The following is an 18,357-nucleotide window of genomic DNA, read 5'->3' on the forward strand; positions in this document are numbered from 1 at the left end:
ACTATCTTTCAGGATACAATATTACACAAAACCTAACAGGATTCAACATTTTAACTACTTTTGCGCCCGATGATCCAGTATTTTACCAATATTGATTCCAAGACTGTAGAGATCAAACAACCCGAAAACGGCGCATGGGTAAACATCACTCCTCCCCTCCGGCAAGCCGAGTTTGAACAGCTGTCCTCCGAACTGGGGATACCGCTCGACTTCCTGACAGACTCGCTGGATATCGATGAAAGATCGAGGTATGAACTGGAAGATAATGTGAAGCTGATTGTCCTGAAAACGCCCGCAGAAAACAATTCTATCAACGAAAGCGATGCGTTTTATATCACCATCCCTATCGTTATCATTCTTACGCACCAACAGATTATTACCGTCAATTCCTTTGATAACGCGGCCATCAAACGGTTCCTGAATACTTTTCACAACCGTTCTCCTGAAAAGCGGAACATGATGGTGCTGAAAATATTCGAGAAAGTGGTGATCAACTTCCTCGATTATCTGAAAGAGATCAATCAGCGCAGAAATATCCTTGAAACCAAGCTATACGATTCCAACAGGAACGAAGAACTGCTGGGTATTATGCGGATACAGAAAAGCCTGGTGTACTTCGTCACTGCACTCCGCAGCAATGAACTGTTGCTGATGAAGCTGGAGCGCACCAACTTCCTCGGGCTGAACGAAGATGAAAAAGAATTCCTGCAGGATCTTATTGTAGACACCTCACAGGCGCTGGAAATGGCTAATGTGTATACCAACATCCTGAGTAGTACCATGGATGCCTTTGCCAGCATCATTTCCAATAACCTGAACGTGGTAATGAAACGGCTGACTTCCATTACCATCATCCTTACCTTTCCGATGCTGGTGGCCAGTATCTATGGCATGAACGTGGATCTTCCCTACCAGCACACGATACATGCTTTTTACATACCGATCATTCTTTCCATTGCAATTTCGGTGGTGATCAGCTGGTATTTTATGAAGAAAAAGTGGTTTTAAAGAGACGACTATGCAAACAGGATTCAACGTACGCGTTTACGGTATTATGATCAATGATCAGCGGCAGGTGCTGGTAACGGATGAGTATATCCGTGGGGGTTATTATACCAAATTTCCCGGTGGCGGACTGGAATTCGGAGAAGGCACGCTGGAGTGCATTGTAAGAGAATGGCAGGAAGAACTGGGGCAGGATGTTAAAGTAGTGGAACATATCTATACTACCGACTTCTTCCAGATATCTGCCTTCGACAATGAAACACAGATCATTTCTATCTATTACCTCGTAACACCTTTGTCGCCTTTCACGGCAAAAACACTCAGCAAACCGTTCGACTTCACCGTTCCTGAAGGAGTAGAAGAGGTAGAACACGCCCGCTGGATTAACTGGGACGAGTTCTCCCCTGAATCTGTTTCACTTCCTATCGACAAAGTCGTAGCAGGGATGGTGAAAAAAAGCTACTAGCTTATATCTCCGGTACCGGCTTCTCGAAGGGATGCTCCTTGCCCATAGCGGCTGCCTTCATTTTTCTGGCGGTTTCATGGCCAAGATATTTTTCTATCCGGTGTTCGAGCAGATAGATGAGCGGAGTAAGTGCAATGGCTATAATAAACTTGTAGCTGTAGTTCACCATACAAATAGCGAGTACCCGCTGCCAGCTCCAGTTATTCCCAAGCTTGAATGCGATGTAGAGTACAATGAAACTGTCGACCAGCTGAGACACAATAGTGGAGCCGGTTGCCCGCAGCCACACGTGCTTATCGCCCGTACGCCGTTTAATCCGGTGAAACACGGTCACATCTACAATCTGGCTCACCAGGAAAGCTGTGAGGCTACCCAGGATGATCCACATACCCTGTCCGAATATACTCGTAAAGGCAGTTTGCATATCTGCCACGCCATCCGCCGCTTTGCTGCCTTTCCACCAGGTATCGGCAGGCACGCTCATCGCCACCCAAAACATCAGGAAGGCATAGGATATAAGCGCCACGGCGATATAGGAAATTCGCCGCACTGCCTTAGGTCCGAAATATTCATTTACCACATCCGTCATCACAAATTCAAGAGGCCATAACAGCACCCCGGCTGTAAGCGTATATGCCAGGCCACTTTCCCCGAAAAGGGTAAAAGTGTGTACCTGCCTGCCCAGCAGCTGTTCCAGGGAAAATAGTTTTCCGCCGATACACTCTGCAATCAGCGCATTGGCTACAAAAAAGCAGGCGAATATAACAAAGAGCTTGGTAGGCTTATCATTTAACAGGTTCCGTATCATCAGTAATTAACTATAAGTTGAAATATAAAGATGGCTATGTTGAACAAATATAACCAGGGCGGCAATGTCTTCCATTGTATTTTTTTTAACCCCAGTAATAAGGCGGTCAGCAAACAAACCAGCCCATTCAGGGGAAATGCCAGACCTACACCTAACACCAATATGTGATTCACAACTGCATCCAGCGAATGATCATAGGTGGTGATACGCAGAATTTCGCTGATCAGAAAACACAGATTACAAATAAAAGTCACTTTTAAAAGAAAGCGTATCCAGCGCATATTGAAATTTCGGATAAATTACAGTTATTTTTGTTTCTTTAAAACTAAATCAAAAATATCCGATGAAGCAAAACCGGCTAAAAGCCATTCTTCCGCATCTGGCAGCCATAGGTATCTTCCTGTTGCTGGCAATGGTCTACTGCTCTCCCGCCCTTGAAGGCAAGGTTGTAAACCAGGCTGATATGAAGAATGTTGAGGGAATGGCCAAAGAGGCAAAGGACTACTATCAGAAAACCGGCGAATATGCACTCTGGAGCAACAGTATGTTCTCCGGTATGCCTACCTATGTGGTCTATACCGGCGCTAGCGGTATTAATAAGGTAGCCTATATCCCCAAGTACCTGACCCTTTTTACTCCGGTTCCGGTAAACATGTTGTTCCTGGCGATGCTATGCATGTACCTGTTGCTATGTGTGCTCGACTTTAAATACTGGATCCGTATTATGGGTGCCATCGCGTTTGCATTCTGTTCATATAATGTGATCCTTATCGACGTGGGCCACGTTACCAAAATGTACGACATCGCGCTGATGCCTGCCGTGCTGGCCGGTATTATTCTTACCTATCGTGGCAACCTGCTTACCGGTGCGGCCCTGACCACACTGGCCGCCGCGCTGCTGATTTACTTCAACCACCTCCAGATGATCTATTACACCGTGATCATGGTGGCGGTGCTCGCAGTAGGTGCATTCATACACGCCTTCCGCGAAAAACAGCTGGCGCAATTTTTCAAAGCGTCTGTGCTCCTCCTCATCGGCGGCGCCCTGGCAGTGCTTACGGCAATGGATAACCTCCTGATCTTCCATGAGTATGCCGATTATACCATGAGAGGAAGTAAATCAGAACTGACCCTCGATAAAGACGATATTACCCAGAAGAAATCTTCCGGGCTGGAAATAGAATACGCGTACGACTGGAGCTATGGTAAAGCCGAATCCGGCACATTCCTGATCCCCGGCTATGTGGGCAATTCTTCCGGGCAGCGCCTCAGCGCCGGTTCCAACTTCGGCCAGCAGATGATCAGTATTGGTGTTCCCGCTGCCCAGGTCGATCAGTTCCTTTCCCAACAAAAACTGCCGCTGTATTACGGCGCACAGTCGAAAGGCACTTCCGGCCCCGTTTATGTTGGTGCCATCATCTGCTTCCTTTTCGTATTGTCGTTGCTGTTAGTAAAGAGCTGGCACAAATGGTGGCTCATTGCTGTGACCATTATCGGCTTCATACTGGCCTGGGGGAAGAACCTCGGCTTTATCAATGACTTCCTCTTCTATCACCTGCCCATGTACAACAAGTTCCGTGCACCTGCACAGGCACTGGTACTCCCCTCCCTCACCTTTGTGGTGCTGGCCTGCTGGGGATTGCAGGAGGTAGCTGCCGGCAATCATACCAAAGAAGAGTTATTGAAAAAACTGAAACAGGCCCTGCTCATCACGGGCGGTTTTATCGTTGGTTTCTTCCTCATCACCAATTTCTTCACAGGCTTCAGCAGCGCCAGCGATGCAGGCATGTTGCAGTACTTCTCCCAGATGATGGGCGGTGAAGAAAATGGCAAACTCCTGATACGCGCGCTGGAAAAGGATCGTAGCAGCCTGTTGCTGAAAGACAGCTTCCGCTCCGTTATATTTATCCTGATTGCTGCCGGCGCCATCTGGGCTTATCTCCAGGGCAAACTGAAGTGGATGCCTGCTGCATTGATCATCGTTGCTGCCGTAACGATCGACCTGATCGGCGTAGACAGGAACTACCTCAACAACGATAGCTTCGTGGACGATATCAGCTTCATGCAGGAACTGCAGCCTTCCGCAGCCGACCAGCAGATCAGGCAGGATCCTGATCCTTATTACCGTGTGCTGAACGTAGCCACTGCTCCGTTCGATGATGCTTCTCCATCTTACTTCCACAAAAACATCGGTGGCTACAGCCCCGCCAAACTGTGGATCTACCAGGATCTCATCACACATCAGATCTCCAAAAACAACATGAAGGTGTTGAATATGCTCAACGCCAAATATATCATCGTGCCCGACCAGAAAACCGGTCAACCTGTCGCGCAGCGCAACCCTGACGCCTATGGCAATGCCTGGTTCGTGAAGGATATCGTTTGGGCGCCGGACGCCAATACGGAAATGAAAACGCTGGATTACCTGAATACACGCGATTCTGCGGTCATCGACAAACGCTTCGAAAAACAACTGGGTACCTTCAAACCCGGCGCCGATAGCAGCGCTTCCATCAAACTCACGCAGTATGGCCTGAACAAACTGGAATATACCTCCCATAACAGCCAGGATGGTTTCGGCGTGTTCTCTGAAATCTACTACCCTGCCGGCTGGGATGCTTTCATCGATGGCAAGCCGGTAGATATCATCCGTACCAACTATGCACTTCGCGGTTTCAAAATACCCGCCGGCGATCATAAGATAGAAATGAAATTCTATCCCAAAACCTTCTTCACCGGCCTGAAAATAGCCAGCACGTCCTCAACGCTGCTGCTGATACTCGTGTTGCTCGCGTTTGCATGGCAAGCCTATAAAGAATTAAGAATATAGAAAGAAGAATTAAGAATGAAGGGCGAAGACCTAAGCGAATGTATAATAACCACACTCGCTTAGGTCTTCGCCCTTCATTCTTAATTCTTCTTTCTATATTCTTAATTCTCCTCAGTACCGTTTCCTGAAGAAATACCTCACGCCTATCCACAAATGGTTCGTGAAATTCGGTAAATGCCCGTAATACCTGCTAAGTATCCTGTAGCGTTCCTTCCAGGCTTTCTGCTGATGCTGTTTGGAAGTACCGCCTACACGAAAGCGGGATATCACCTGATGCGTGTTGCAGATGTTATGAGATGCTTTCAGGGTGCGGATCATCCAGTCGATGTCAGCGCAGATCCTGTATTGCAGATCATACAGAGGGCTCAGGCTGCGGCGAACAATATAAGCCTGATGAGATACTACCATGCCGTGTTTCAGGCTTTTCCAGTTGAGTTGTTCCGGCACTTTGTGCGGCGTTTGTTCAGAGCGTAAGCCGATATCGTTGCCGTTTTCATCCATGAACATAGCTTCTCCATAATACACGTCGGCATTGGGGCCGGAGGCAAATACACGGCGGATAACATCATTATCAGCGAGTACATCGTCGGCATTGAGGAACAGCAGGTAATCGCCGGTGGCGAGTTGCATGCCTTTGTTCATCGCATCGTATAAGCCTTTATCTTTTTCAGAGATCACTTTGGCTATTCCGGAGCGATATTTTCCAATTACGCCCATGGTGTTATCCTTAGAGGCGCCATCTATGATAATATATTCAATATGCGGATAGCTTTGCGCTAACACGCTCTGAATGGTATTTTCAATAAATTTTTCGGCGTTAAAACATACGGTGACAATGCTTAATACCGGTGAAACAGTGTCGTTCATGCTGTTGTTGATTACGATGTGCGCTGTATCAGCTGAAACAGGCGATAATACTGATCCGCTACTACCTTCATCCCAAAATGCTGTGTGATATAGGTTCTGGCGGTTTGCCCGAATTGTTGGCAGGTAGATGGCTGCTGCAATAGTTCCAGCGTGCGGGTAGCAAACAGCTCATGATTTCCCGGGGGGATTACATAACCTGTAGCGCCGTCCAGCACTATTTCCCGGCAGCCACCTACATCAAAAGTAATGCAGGCTGTTTCGCAGCTGCCTGCTTCTATCAGCACATTGGGCAGGTTATCTGCCTTTGTCGGATAAAAGAAGATATCGCTGGCGCTGTAACATTGCATCATTCGCAGGGTGTCTTTCACATAGCCGGTGTATACACACTGCAGATGTTTGAACTCTCCTGGCAACCTGTCGCGGCCTATCATGAGCAGATATACGGTATGATCCAGCTGTTCATCGAGCAGCCGGAGGATCTTCATTAATTCAGCCCCGCCTTTGAATTCACTGGCAAACAGGCGCTCGGATACGAAGGTGATCACCGGCGCGGTAGCTGGTAAGCCCAGCGATGCTCTGGCTGCCGCCTTGTCCTGGGGCCGGAAGTAATCGGTATCGATGGGATTGGGAATGTGATACAGCGGCTTTTGCCTTGTAAGCGGACTTTCCACCGTCATGTCATACAACCAGCGGGACGGTGATATGATGTGCAGATTGCTTGCCTCATACAGGCGCTGCTTACGCCGCATCAGGTAGTTGCCGGTGGGCAGTCCCATCGCCGGCGCATGCCGGTGCTCCGATTTTCCTGCACGTCCGTTTTTCCAGCTCGTATCTCCGAAAGTATGCGCAGCATTGCCGGTTAGTGCCCACATGTCGTGCAGCGTCCATGCAACCGGCGCCAGGGCCGACAGCCTTGGCAATAAACCGGCATCGAAATAACCGCCGTGAATATTGTGCAGGCTGATCACATCGGGCCGGAAGCTTTGCGCGGCGCGCATGATAGCGTTAGTAGAAAACGGAAAATAAAGATATTGCAGCCCTAGCTTGTTACTCACCACATTCCATCCACGCTCTGTAACATGCCTGAACGTACCCGGCCGGGTCAGGGTCACATTCGGGGCGGAAGTATGCCGGTCGCCCACCACGAAGTGATTCTCCGTCTGATGATAAACAGCAAGCCCCTCCGCAATCCGTTGCGCTGCAATGGCTGCTCCGCCACTGTTTTCATACTTATTGATAAATAATACTTTCACCGGCTAGTATTTAAAGAACTGTTGCATATTCCGGCTGAACACATCAGGCGCCCAGTCGCGCACCAGTATCCGCGGCAATGCGTAAGGATTACTCCACGTATGTACCTGACCGTGATAGTTGGCACATACCAGCTGCAATCCGAGCGCCTTGCAGGCTTTTATACTGTCTGCATTATAATATCGTTTGCTGCCCAGGAATTTACGTCCGCCGAAAGGATAAGAAAAATGTACCTGCGGCGCATGCAGCACTCCTTCCAGTATTTCCTTCGATTGGCCTATTTCATGATATTGCTCATCATAGCTCAGCATGCCCACCGCCGGATGACGGTGTGTATGGCAGCCTATGGTCACCTGTTTCGATCCGCTCATTGCCCTCAGCTCATCCCAGGTCATCAGCCGGTGCGATACACGCCCCGCGGCATCTGTGCCGGCCCATTGATACAGCTGTTGCATAGTGGCGTCGATCACATCCGGCTTGCAGAAGCGAAGTACCTGCTGCAGCGCATAATACGTATCTTTTATCGACTGCAGCGTATTGGTAGCATACTGCCACGTTTGCCCGTTAATGCCAATATTCAGCACCGGTGGCAGGCTTTCAGCGGTGAGCAGCACACGTTCCAGGTCGTCCCACCAAAGCTCGTAACCGGTATTAATTTTAGAAGTGGTAATGTAAAAAAGCGCAGGCGTCTGGTGTTGCTCCAGCAATGGCAAGGCTTCCAGGTAATTATCTGCATACCCGTCATCAAAGGTGATGAATACCGACCTTTCCGGAAATGGCTTTTTATTTTTTACGTGATACAAAAACTGATCGGCATCCAATACATGATAATCTGATGCCAGATGCGCCAGATGGGCGCTGAAATTAGCGGGTGTAACCGACAACTCCTGTGGGTCCTGCGGCAAGGTGGTAACACGGTGATAAAGCAACACCACTGCCGGCCGCTGCACTTTATTAGCTACATAATGCACTACAGAAAATATCTTATCGCTCAGGTTGCCCATCAGTTCAATTGGCTTTTTATCAGGTTACACTTTCGTTGCCCTCACTGCAATGATAACCGGGTATACGGGATCCCGGTAATCTAATTCCTCCTGCAACAGCTCTTCTGCTGAAATGCCCTGCAGGATGGCAGTACAGGTAAGTACGTTGCCATAGCTGGTCACTTCAACATTGTCTTTTCCAAACACTTCTCCGAATACTCTCTCTGCCGATTGTGGCGTGAAGCGCCAGTAGTCGCCCCAGCGCTGCGCATCATAAGCGGAGATCTGTGTGGCGCCGGCCAGTGTGGCCAGCAGCACCCCTCCCGGTTTCAACAGGTGCCACGCCCCTTCTATGGCGGTTTTGAAATCGTATATAAAGTTAAATGTCTGCGTACAAATGAAACAGTCGATATGATTCTCTGGTAAAGATGCCCTGTTCGTCAGGTCTCCCACAATAGTAACCTGGCTGCCCGGCTGCACATGCAGCACTTCAAAGCTGCTGACATTAGCCCCGAACTGTTTCGAATAGCTGCTTTCCGCAATCTCCAGTACGTGACCGTGAATATCGGCGGAATGCGAACGCAGGAAATCCGTGATGTAATGCCGGTCTACCGGTGTGCCCCTGTCGAACCCAAAGGTGGTAGACAATGGCTGCAGACGCCGCAAACTGTCCCAGGCAACAGGTGATATCACCTCCCGCTTCATCTTCCTGAATATTTTCCGGATTACTTTAAGCATGCCCTGTTATTTTCTTCCAGTATTTTTTAAGCCTGTTCTTAATCTTGGCGGAGATGGTCATTCCTGCATTTGCCCGGAGAAATTTTGCAAACAGTTTTTCCATTTGCAGATTATTCGTCACCGGGATAGCGTCTACCTCCACCGGATGCTGATATATTTCCGTATACAGCCAGTCTTCTTCTTTGTAATGATGCGTAGCAGCTGCCACATTACCATCATGCCTTACGAGCGATTTCACCGGATACAACGTCAGCATATCGTGTATATAAGCAGTGGCCCGCCAGCGGATAGCCCAGGAGCTTACTTTCCCCTGTTTATGCTGATGCAGCATACGGAAAAAAGGATAAGCACCCCAGAAATCGAATGCCTGTTTCAGCCGTTTTGCTTTTATCTCTTCAATTACTTTATCGGTATCTCTTTCAAACTTATCCCAGGCCCTTTGCCAGGTGGCCCAGCCCAGGCTGCCTGGATCATGCACCAAAAAGGTAGATGCCTGATAATCTGCCGGCATTTCAAACGGATATAAAAAACCATGTACTGCCATTACATTTTCTGCATTGGCATAGCGGTTAAGTCCGTCGTTGATAAATTTCAGGAAGAAAGGCGATACGGTAAGATCATCTTCCAATACAATCACCCGGCCGTGCCTGTTGATGACTTCAGTAACCCCATCTATCACGGAAGTAGCCAGCCCCTTGTTTTTCACCGCTTCATACACCACCACCTGCCCGCACCACTGACGGCTGTGCACAATATCCCTCACCTGCCTGATCAGCCCCAGCTGAGCATCAGAAGCGCCGGCCTTCGGCCCGTCACAATAAACATATAGAGTACTTTCCCCCGCTTCCTTATTATCACTCAGATGCTGTAAGGTGCTTAAAGTCAGCTCTGGCCGGTTATATGCGAATAATACGATGGGAGCAAATTCCATGTTATGAAAAGATACTGCGCTGAATTAAAAAGGGTAAAAATCGTATAAAATTAACAATAAAACAAATATGAGAACCGGGCTATAACCGGCCTGCGCCGGCAAAATAGCGCTTCCAGTAAGGTTCGTTCAGATCACTGATCATCACGCCGGCACTGGTAGAAGCATGCACAAATTTATCGTTCTCAAGGTAAATACCTACGTGAGAAATACGCCGGTGATGGATACGGAAGAAAACCAAATCACCTTCCCGCAGATCCTTCAGCCCGAGCCGCTTTACCTGCGTGAACAGGTCAGCAGAATTTCCCGACAATGCCATCTGAAATACGGTATTCATCAGCGTATTCACAAATCCGGAGCAATCGATGCCGTCTTTCGTTTTTCCCCCCAGCCGGTACGGCGTACCATACCATTCTTCGATGAAGCCATACAATTGCTGATTCAACACATCTTCTACAGGAACATCCAGCAGCTGGGCATACTTAAACTGCCAGCCCTGCGCATTTTCCAGGCTGGCGCTCCCCATCGTAATATTTTTGCTGATGCTGACGTCTTTTGAAGAGGAAGAATTATTGCGGGAATGACGGCTGGCAGAAATACCGTTAATGAATTCAATACGTCCGTTATTCCTGCTCGCAGTGGGTGTGTTGACTGTTTTCTTATTCGCGCTGGTTTTCTTCAGGGAGGCGCAGGAACTGAGTGACAATGCACATATCGATAACTTCACAACTAAGTGTCCCTTTACTCTGATCATAAGCTTCTGGCTAAATTTTCGCTAAAATACAAATATATAGCGATTTACAAATTGCAGAATTCATGAAATATAATCTCAATAAAGGGTGCATAACTTCCTGCGTCGTCCGGACCTATAGTTATTTTTTTACCTTATTTTTGTCGCTTGACGAAATAGATTAGCAGATGATTTTTTCCCACTTACACGTTCATACCCAATTCTCTTTACTGGATGGAGCCGCCGACATCAAGTCGTTGTACAAAAAGGCAATGGCTTCTAATCAGCCGGCATTGGCGATTACAGACCACGGTAATATGTTTGGCGCATTTCAGTTTGTGGCAGAAGCATATAACAATAAACTCAATCCGGCCGATCCGAAAGATAAAAGACTGAAAGTAAAGCCTATCGTAGGCTGCGAATTTTACCTCGTGGAAAACCGGCATAAACGTTCGTTTACCAGGGAGGAAAAAGATATACGCTATCACCAGGTGTTGCTCGCTAAAGATGATGAAGGCTATCGCAATCTTATCAAACTTTGCTCTCTTGGTTATATGGAAGGGCTGTATGGTAAATACCCCCGTATCGACAAAGAGCTGATCCTTCAATATCACAAGGGGCTTATTGCCACCACCTGCTGCCTCGGCGCTTCTGTTCCCAAGATCATCCTCCGTAAAGGAGAAGAAGAGGGTGAAAAAGAATTCCGCTGGTGGCTGGATATTTTTGGAGAAGATTATTATGTAGAATTGCAACGCCACGGTATCCCGGAACAGGAGCAGGTAAACGCCGTGCTACTCCGGTTTGCTGAGAAGTATAATGTAAAGATCATTGCTTCCAACGACTCACACTATGTGGATCAGGCAGATGCCAACGCACACGACATCCTGCTTTGTATCAACACCGGCGAGAAGAAAAGCACGCCTACCAATAAAGAATTCTCAGATGATGAATCGGCCGTAAAAAACAGGCGATTCGCGTTCTACAACGATCAGTTCTATTTCAAGACCACGGAAGAAATGAGCCAGCTGTTTCATGATCTTCCTCAGGCCATCGATAATACGAACGAGATTGTAGACAAGGTGCAACTGCTGGATCTCAAGCGGGATATCCTGTTGCCCAACTTCCCTATTCCGAAGGAATTCATTACCCAGGACCAATACCTGCGTCACCTGACGTTTGAAGGAGCACGTACCCGTTATACAGAGATGACGGCCGATGTAGAAGAACGCATCAACTTTGAGCTGGGCGTTATTGAGAACATGGGCTTTGCCGGATACTTCCTTATCGTGGCCGACTTCATCAAAGCGGGCCGCGACCTCGGCGTGTTCATCGGCCCGGGCCGTGGCTCTGCCGCCGGTTCGGCAGTAGCCTACTGTATCGGTATCACCAATATAGATCCTATCAAGTACAACCTGCTGTTTGAGCGTTTCCTGAACCCGGAACGTAAGAGCATGCCCGATATTGATACGGACTTCGATGATGAAGGCCGTCAGAAAGTAATTGACTACGTTGTTCAGAAATACGGCCGTAACCAGGTAGCCCAGATCATCACTTATGGTACCATGGCCGCGAAGATGAGTATCAAAGACGTGGCCCGTGTACTGGATCTGCCACTGGTAGAATCCAACGGCCTCGCCAAGCTGGTACCCGACAAACCCGGTATACAGCTGGATCGTATCTTCAATGCCCCGCTGGAAGGAGAAAAGAGCCTGGGTGATAAGGAAGGCCTGGCCGGTGAAGATATTGAGAATGTAAAGAAACTGAGAGAGCTGATAAAAGGCGAAGACCTTCAGGGTGAAGTGCTCCGCGAAGCATGCGTACTCGAAGGCTCCGTGCGCAACACGGGTATTCACGCTGCCGGTATCATCATTGCTCCGCAGGATCTCTACGACCTGATCCCCGTTTCCACCGCTAAAGACTCCGACCTCCTCGTAACCCAGTTTGAAGGTAGCATCATCGAGTCGGCCGGCGTAATCAAAATGGACTTCCTGGGGCTGAAAACCCTCACCATCATCAAGGGCGCCCTGGAAATGATCCGGCAAAACCACGGACTGGCTATTGAAATCGACTATATCCCGCTGGACGATGCCAAAACCTACGAGCTGTATCAGAAAGGCGAAACCAACGCCACGTTCCAGTTCGAGTCGCCCGGTATGCAGAAATACCTCCGCGAACTGAAACCCGACCGTTTCGACGATCTCATTGCGATGAACGCCTTGTATCGTCCGGGCCCGCTGGAGTACATTCCTTCTTTTATCCGTCGTAAACATGGCCTTGAGCCCGTGCAGTACGACCTCGCTGAAATGGAGGAATACCTGAACGATACTTACGGTATCACCGTATATCAGGAGCAGGTGATGTTGCTCAGCCAGAAGCTGGCCGGCTTCTCCAAAGGAGATGCCGACGTGTTGCGTAAAGCGATGGGTAAAAAGCAGATCGCCGTACTGAACAAAATGAAAGCGCAGTTCATGGAAGGTTGTGCCAAAAACGGGCACGACCCCAAGGTTTGCGAAAAAGTATGGACCGACTGGGAAGCGTTTGCATCCTACGCGTTCAATAAATCCCACTCCACCTGTTATGCTTTCGTGGCCTATCAGACGGCTTACCTGAAAGCCCACTACCCTGCTGAATATATGGCCGGTGTACTGAACTGCGCCAGCAACATTGAAAAGATCACCTTCTTCATGGAAGAGTGTAAGCGTATGGGTATCGACGTGTTGCCGCCGGATGTGAACGAATCCTTCAAAGGCTTTGCAGTAAACAAACAGGGCCAGATCCGTTTCGGACTCGGTGGCCTCAAAGGCGTGGGTGAAGCAGCGATCGAAAACCTGCTGGAAGAAAGACAGAAAGACGGACCTTTCAAGAATATATTCGATTTCATCAAACGCGTGAACCAGCGCGCGGTGAATAAGAAGTCGCTCGAAGCACTGGTGATGTCCGGCGCATTCGACTGCTTCCCTCAGTTCCACCGTGCCCAGTACTTCCACAAACCGGAAGGCGAACAGCTCTCCGGCCTGGATAAAATAGTGAAATTCGGGCAGCAGGTATCAGCAGGCTCTTCTGGTATGGGCAGCCTTTTCGGCGATGAAGATATGCCGGATGTGGAACCGCCTAAGATCGCCAACTGCGATCCCTGGCCGCTGATCATGAAGCTGAATAATGAAAAGGAAATCACCGGTATCTATATTTCCGGTCACCCGCTGGACGACTACCGCTTTGAACTGAAGCACTATCATATGAATACCGTTCAGGAGCTGGTAGAATATCAGACAGAGATAGCCCAACCCGGTAATACCGGAGGCCGCTCCAAAGAGCGCAATTTCCGGCTGGCTGTGTACATTACCGGCGCCCAGGAAAGGATTTCCCGGAATAATCGCCAGTTCGGCATTATGACCATCGAAGATTACACCGGCAAATTTGAGTTCGCTTTATGGAGTGAAGACTTTATCCGTTTTGCGCCCTACCTGAAACCAGGGCTGTGCCTGTTCATCAATGGCGGGTTTAAATCGAAGCGCTTTAACGACAACGAATACGAATTCAAGGTGAGTAGTATACAACTGTTGCAGGAAGTGAAGAAAACCCATACCAAACAGGTTTATCTCAATACCCTGCCCCAGCTCATCAAACGCGAAACCGTTGATTTCCTGGTGGAAAACGTCACCCGTTTCCCTGGCAACAGTGTATTGCACGTACACCTGACCGACCGGGACGATAACACCCAGGCGAAGCTGCATACCTTTAACCGTAATATTGAAATGAATGACGAGTTGGCGGGTTTCCTGAACAAACAGCCGGATATCGATGTGTTCATAGAGATAATCAATAAGTAAGATGTCAAAAATGCAGTAATTTGCATTCGGATCAGGATTTGATCCCATATATACCGATCGTAAAAATCAAAACAATCGTTAAATAAAACATTAAATTTAAGAATATGGCTTTAGAATTCACTGACGCGAACTTTGAAACAGAAGTTCTGAACTCAGATAAATTAACTGTTATCGACTTTTGGGCAGAATGGTGTGGCCCATGTCGCGCTATCGGTCCCGTAATTGAAGAGCTGTCTAAAGACTATGCGGGTAAAGTAAACGTTGGTAAAGTGAATGTAGATCAGAATCCGCAGCTTTCTATCAACTACGGTATTACCAGCATTCCTGCTATCCTTTTCGTGAAAGGTGGCCAGGTGGTAGACAAACAGGTAGGCGCAGTGCCTAAATCTGTGCTGGATAAAAAGATCCAGGCAAACCTCTAATGGGGGAATGACGAATTAGGAATGTAGAATTAAGAAATAGAGCGAAGACCTTAGCGAATAATTTCAAATCGCTAAGGTCTTCGCTCTATTTCTTAATTCTACATTCCTAATTCGTCATTCAACTATAATCCTCATAATAATCAACTGGCATTGTTGTATCTTGATGCCAAATTCTACTTTTTTGCGCCAAAATTTACTTACCCTTATCCTAACCTGCATGAGCTTCGCAACAGCTTTTGCGCAACGAAAATGTGGTACCGCCGAAGTAATACAGCAAAGGATAAAAGACAACCCTCAACTACAGCAGCTGGTCAACCGGAACGAAGCCATGATGCAACAGGGCCAGCAACAGGTTCATGTGGAAGCTGTTCCGCAGCAGGTAACCATCCCGGTAGTAGTACATATCGTACTCGATAATCCGTCGCTCGTAACAGATGAACAGGTAGCCTCTGAGATAGCAGTATTGAACCGCGACTATAACGCCGCCAATCCGGATATCAGCCAGGTGCCACCTGTATGGCAGCCGCTCATTGGTAATACGCGTATCAATTTTTGCATGGCACAACGCACACCCGACAATGAGCCCACCACTGGCATCATAAGGGTACAAACAGCTGCCGGCCAGAGTTATCCGATCACCAACGGCGCCCCTGACGTGAAATACAGCAGTGATGGCGGGTCAGATGGCTGGGACCATACCCGTTATCTCAATATATGGGTCACCCGCCTTTCCGGTAACTACCTGGGCGTAGCTGCCCCGCCGGGACTCGGTTTTCCGGTGGTAGAAGAAGGTGTGGTGATACACTACACCACCTTTGGCACCACCGGCAGCGTAGGCCCTACCTATAATCTCGGTCGTACCGCTACCCACGAAATAGGACACTACTTCGGATTAAAGCATGTTTGGGGAACCAACACCGGTAACTGTACCACCGACGATGGCATCGCCGATACTCCCCCGCAGAGTAACTACACCACCGGCTGCCCTTCTTTTCCGAAATTGGATGTCTGTACCCCCACATGGCCGGGTATCATGTTCATGAATTACATGGATTATACCGATGATGCCTGTATGCATTTGTTCACCGCCGGGCAGGTAAACCGGATGCGATATGTGCTGGAAAACATCACCAGTAGCCTGATGACCTCCAACGGCTGCTCCATACCGCAAATGTTCGATAACGACGCCGCGCTGGTAAACGTACTCTCTCCACAGGGAAAAATCTGCAACAATAACATTCAGCCGGTGGTCACCCTTCGCAACAAGGGATTACAGCCGCTCAGCAAAGTGAATATCTGGTATAAGGTGAACAACGGCGCGCTCACCTCCTTCAGCTGGACCGGCAACCTGGGTAGCCTGCAGCAAACCACCGTTACATTGCCCAACAGCAGTGTAGCGATCGGTAACTATACACTCACTGCCTTCACCCAATCGCCCAATGGGCAGCCGGATGGCAATACCAGCAATGATACTGCGAGTACCCGTTTCCGTTACGATGCCGAAGCCACCCTGCCAATGGAACAGGGCTTTGAAGACGACAGCTTCCCACCACCGGGATGGGACATCTACAACCCCGACCATAGCTTCACCTGGGAACGCGCCCGGAATGTGGGCAAAGGCAGCAGCGCTTCTGCACTCATGCGCAACCTCGGCTATAATGTCAATGGCCAGGTAGACGACCTGATTACGCCGGTGGTAGATCCCCAGCAGGCCGACTCCGTATTCCTGTTTTTTGATGTGGCCGCTGCCGTTTATTCAGATCCCACAACACCCGGTAACCTCTGGGATACCCTGAAAGTGATCGTCACTACCGACTGCCGCCAAACCGGCCAGATACTGTATTCAAAATGGGGCCCTAACCTCATCACGCATCCCGGTGCGCTGCATACGGAGTTTGTTCCAACTGCCAGCGAATGGCGGAGAGATTCGGTGGATCTGACCGCTACCATACGTAAAGGGAAGTTTCAGGTAGCCTTCAGAAACATCTCAAATTCAGAGAATAACATTTACATAGATAATATTAAAATTGTAGGCAAAGCGGTGAATCCCACCCTGAAGGAAAAAGGGGTATTGGTGAATCCGAACCCAACCGATGGGCAGGTTTGGGTTACTTTTTACCAGTTACCGGAAGACCTGGTGCAGGTATCTGTTTATAATGTTCAGGGGCAGCTGGTGATGAGTAAACCACCGGCAGATATTGGCGCTGGCAACCGCATGACCTTTAATTTGGTAAATGAGCCAAATGGTGTTTATTTTGTGAAATTAATTTACAGGAACAGGGCCAACACCATCAAAATAATGAAAGTAAGATGACGATGAGACAAGATAACACGGCTGTTCAAACGCTCCTTGAGCAACCCAACCTGGACGCAGCATTAAAAAGCATTGCAGAAAAGATCCTCCGGAAGGAACGCATTACGCCCGCAGAAGGGCTGACCTTATTTGAGAAAGGTGATATAGGCCTGCTGGGCGCATTGGCTAATCATGTAAGAGAACGAATGCATGGTGATAAAACCTACTTCAACCGCAACTTTCATATCGAGCCAACTAACGTTTGTGTATTCACCTGTCACTTTTGTTCTTATTCCCGCCTGTACAAAAACAGGGAAGATGGATGGGAACTGAGCATCGATCAGATGATGGACATCGTTAAAAAATACGATAACCAGCCGGTTACCGAAGTACATATCGTAGGCGGCGTACATCCCAAAATGCAGCTCGATTTCTTCGTGGAACTGATCCGCCAGATCAGGGCTCACCGGCCCGACCTGCATATTAAAGGCTTCACGGCAGTGGAACTGGATTATATGTTCCGTAAGGCGAAAGTAAGCGTGGAGGAAGGAATGCGCATCCTGAATGAAGCAGGACTGCAATCTCTGCCCGGTGGGGGCGCTGAAATATTTGCGCCTGAAGTACGTGCTAAAATATGTCATGATAAGGTAGATGCAGACGGCTGGCTGGCCATTCACAAGGCGGCGCACCAACGCGGTATGCATACCAATGCGACGATGTTGTATGGTCATATAGAATCCTATGCCGACCGTATCGATCATATGGAACGCCTGCGGCAACTGCAGGATGAAACCGGTGGTTTCAACACCTTCATCCCGCTGAAATTCCGCAATAAAGGCAACGATATGGCGGATATCCCGGAAAGCTCCATCGTGGAAGATCTGAAGCTTTATGCGGTAGCCCGCCTGTACATGGATAATTTCCCGCACCTGAAGGCATACTGGCCTATGCTGGGCAGAAACAGTGCGCAGCTGACCCTTGCTTTCGGCGTGAACGACCTGGATGGTACGATCGACGATACCACGAAGATCTATTCCATGGCCGGTGCAGAAGAGCAAACGCCCTCTATGAGTACCGCCCAGCTGGCGATACTGATCAGGCAGGCTGGCAGAAGGCCTGTGGAAAGGGATACCGTGTATAACGAAATAAAGGATTACACCGACGTTGTTTTTTCTGATGAAGAACTGCTGACCAAATAGTACCGTG

14 protein-coding genes are annotated in these 18,357 nt (G+C 48.7%); 7 read left to right on the top strand and 7 right to left on the bottom strand.

What is annotated here, in order from left to right; all coding sequences use genetic code 11:
* Positions 1 to 69: 69 nt before the first annotated feature.
* Together UNH61_RS17445 and UNH61_RS17450 are read left to right on the top strand one after the other, a co-directional pair.
* Entirely contained in the window at positions 70 to 1,008 is a 939-nt protein-coding gene (locus UNH61_RS17445; RefSeq protein ID WP_326993257.1) for a magnesium transporter CorA family protein, read from the top strand.
* 10 nt (positions 1,009 to 1,018) lie between these two features.
* On the top strand, positions 1,019 to 1,471 hold the full coding sequence (locus tag UNH61_RS17450; protein WP_326993258.1) for an NUDIX domain-containing protein: 453 nt from the start codon (positions 1,019 to 1,021) through the stop codon (positions 1,469 to 1,471).
* Between the two features lies 1 nt (position 1,472).
* Here the strand turns inward: UNH61_RS17450 and UNH61_RS17455 are convergent, their stop codons facing one another.
* A complete protein-coding gene (locus UNH61_RS17455) occupies positions 1,473 to 2,279 on the bottom strand; it encodes a queuosine precursor transporter (RefSeq protein ID WP_326993259.1) in 807 nt (268 codons plus the stop codon).
* A 343-nt stretch (positions 2,280 to 2,622) separates the two neighbouring features.
* Between UNH61_RS17455 and UNH61_RS17460 the strand changes: the two genes are divergently transcribed.
* On the top strand, positions 2,623 to 5,109 hold the full coding sequence (locus tag UNH61_RS17460; protein WP_326993260.1) for a YfhO family protein: 2,487 nt from the start codon (positions 2,623 to 2,625) through the stop codon (positions 5,107 to 5,109).
* A 111-nt stretch (positions 5,110 to 5,220) separates the two neighbouring features.
* On the opposite strand, the gene UNH61_RS17465 is transcribed toward UNH61_RS17460, so the two are convergent.
* From UNH61_RS17465 to UNH61_RS17490, 6 genes are all read right to left on the bottom strand, one after another.
* On the bottom strand, positions 5,221 to 5,976 hold the full coding sequence (locus tag UNH61_RS17465) for a glycosyltransferase family 2 protein (RefSeq protein ID WP_326993261.1): 756 nt from the start codon (positions 5,974 to 5,976) through the stop codon (positions 5,221 to 5,223).
* 11 nt (positions 5,977 to 5,987) lie between these two features.
* Entirely contained in the window at positions 5,988 to 7,229 is a 1,242-nt protein-coding gene (locus tag UNH61_RS17470; RefSeq protein WP_326993262.1) for a glycosyltransferase, read from the bottom strand.
* A gap of 3 nt (positions 7,230 to 7,232) precedes the next feature.
* Positions 7,233 to 8,231, bottom strand: coding sequence for a polysaccharide deacetylase family protein (locus UNH61_RS17475; protein ID WP_326993263.1), 999 nt, complete (start codon positions 8,229 to 8,231; stop codon positions 7,233 to 7,235).
* A gap of 24 nt (positions 8,232 to 8,255) precedes the next feature.
* On the bottom strand, positions 8,256 to 8,948 hold the full coding sequence (locus UNH61_RS17480) for a methyltransferase domain-containing protein (protein WP_326993264.1): 693 nt from the start codon (positions 8,946 to 8,948) through the stop codon (positions 8,256 to 8,258).
* Positions 8,941 to 9,879 carry a hypothetical protein gene (locus UNH61_RS17485; RefSeq protein WP_326993265.1) on the bottom strand — a complete coding sequence of 313 codons (939 nt, stop codon included), beginning with the start codon at positions 9,877 to 9,879 and terminating at the stop codon, positions 8,941 to 8,943. The genes UNH61_RS17480 and UNH61_RS17485 overlap by 8 nt, the downstream gene beginning before the upstream one ends.
* A 79-nt stretch (positions 9,880 to 9,958) precedes the next feature.
* The gene (locus UNH61_RS17490) at positions 9,959 to 10,630 is read right to left on the bottom strand and encodes an NlpC/P60 family protein (protein ID WP_326993266.1); all 672 of its coding nucleotides are present in this window, start codon (positions 10,628 to 10,630) and stop codon (positions 9,959 to 9,961) included.
* Positions 10,631 to 10,794: 164 nt separating this feature from the next.
* Between UNH61_RS17490 and dnaE the strand changes: the two genes are divergently transcribed.
* From dnaE to mqnE, 4 genes are all read left to right on the top strand, one after another.
* Positions 10,795 to 14,436, top strand: coding sequence for a DNA polymerase III subunit alpha (dnaE, locus tag UNH61_RS17495; RefSeq protein WP_326993267.1), 3,642 nt, complete (start codon positions 10,795 to 10,797; stop codon positions 14,434 to 14,436).
* Between the two features lie 104 nt (positions 14,437 to 14,540).
* On the top strand, positions 14,541 to 14,858 hold the full coding sequence (gene trxA / locus UNH61_RS17500) for a thioredoxin (RefSeq protein ID WP_326993268.1): 318 nt from the start codon (positions 14,541 to 14,543) through the stop codon (positions 14,856 to 14,858).
* Between the two features lie 217 nt (positions 14,859 to 15,075).
* The gene (locus UNH61_RS17505; protein ID WP_326993269.1) at positions 15,076 to 17,172 is read left to right on the top strand and encodes a M43 family zinc metalloprotease; all 2,097 of its coding nucleotides are present in this window, start codon (positions 15,076 to 15,078) and stop codon (positions 17,170 to 17,172) included.
* On the top strand, positions 17,169 to 18,350 hold the full coding sequence (mqnE, locus tag UNH61_RS17510; protein ID WP_326993270.1) for an aminofutalosine synthase MqnE: 1,182 nt from the start codon (positions 17,169 to 17,171) through the stop codon (positions 18,348 to 18,350). The genes UNH61_RS17505 and mqnE overlap by 4 nt, the downstream gene beginning before the upstream one ends.
* The last annotated feature ends 7 nt before the right edge of the window (positions 18,351 to 18,357 follow it).

Source organism: Chitinophaga sp. 180180018-3 (genome assembly GCF_037893185.1).
Lineage (GTDB): Bacteria > Bacteroidota > Bacteroidia > Chitinophagales > Chitinophagaceae > Chitinophaga.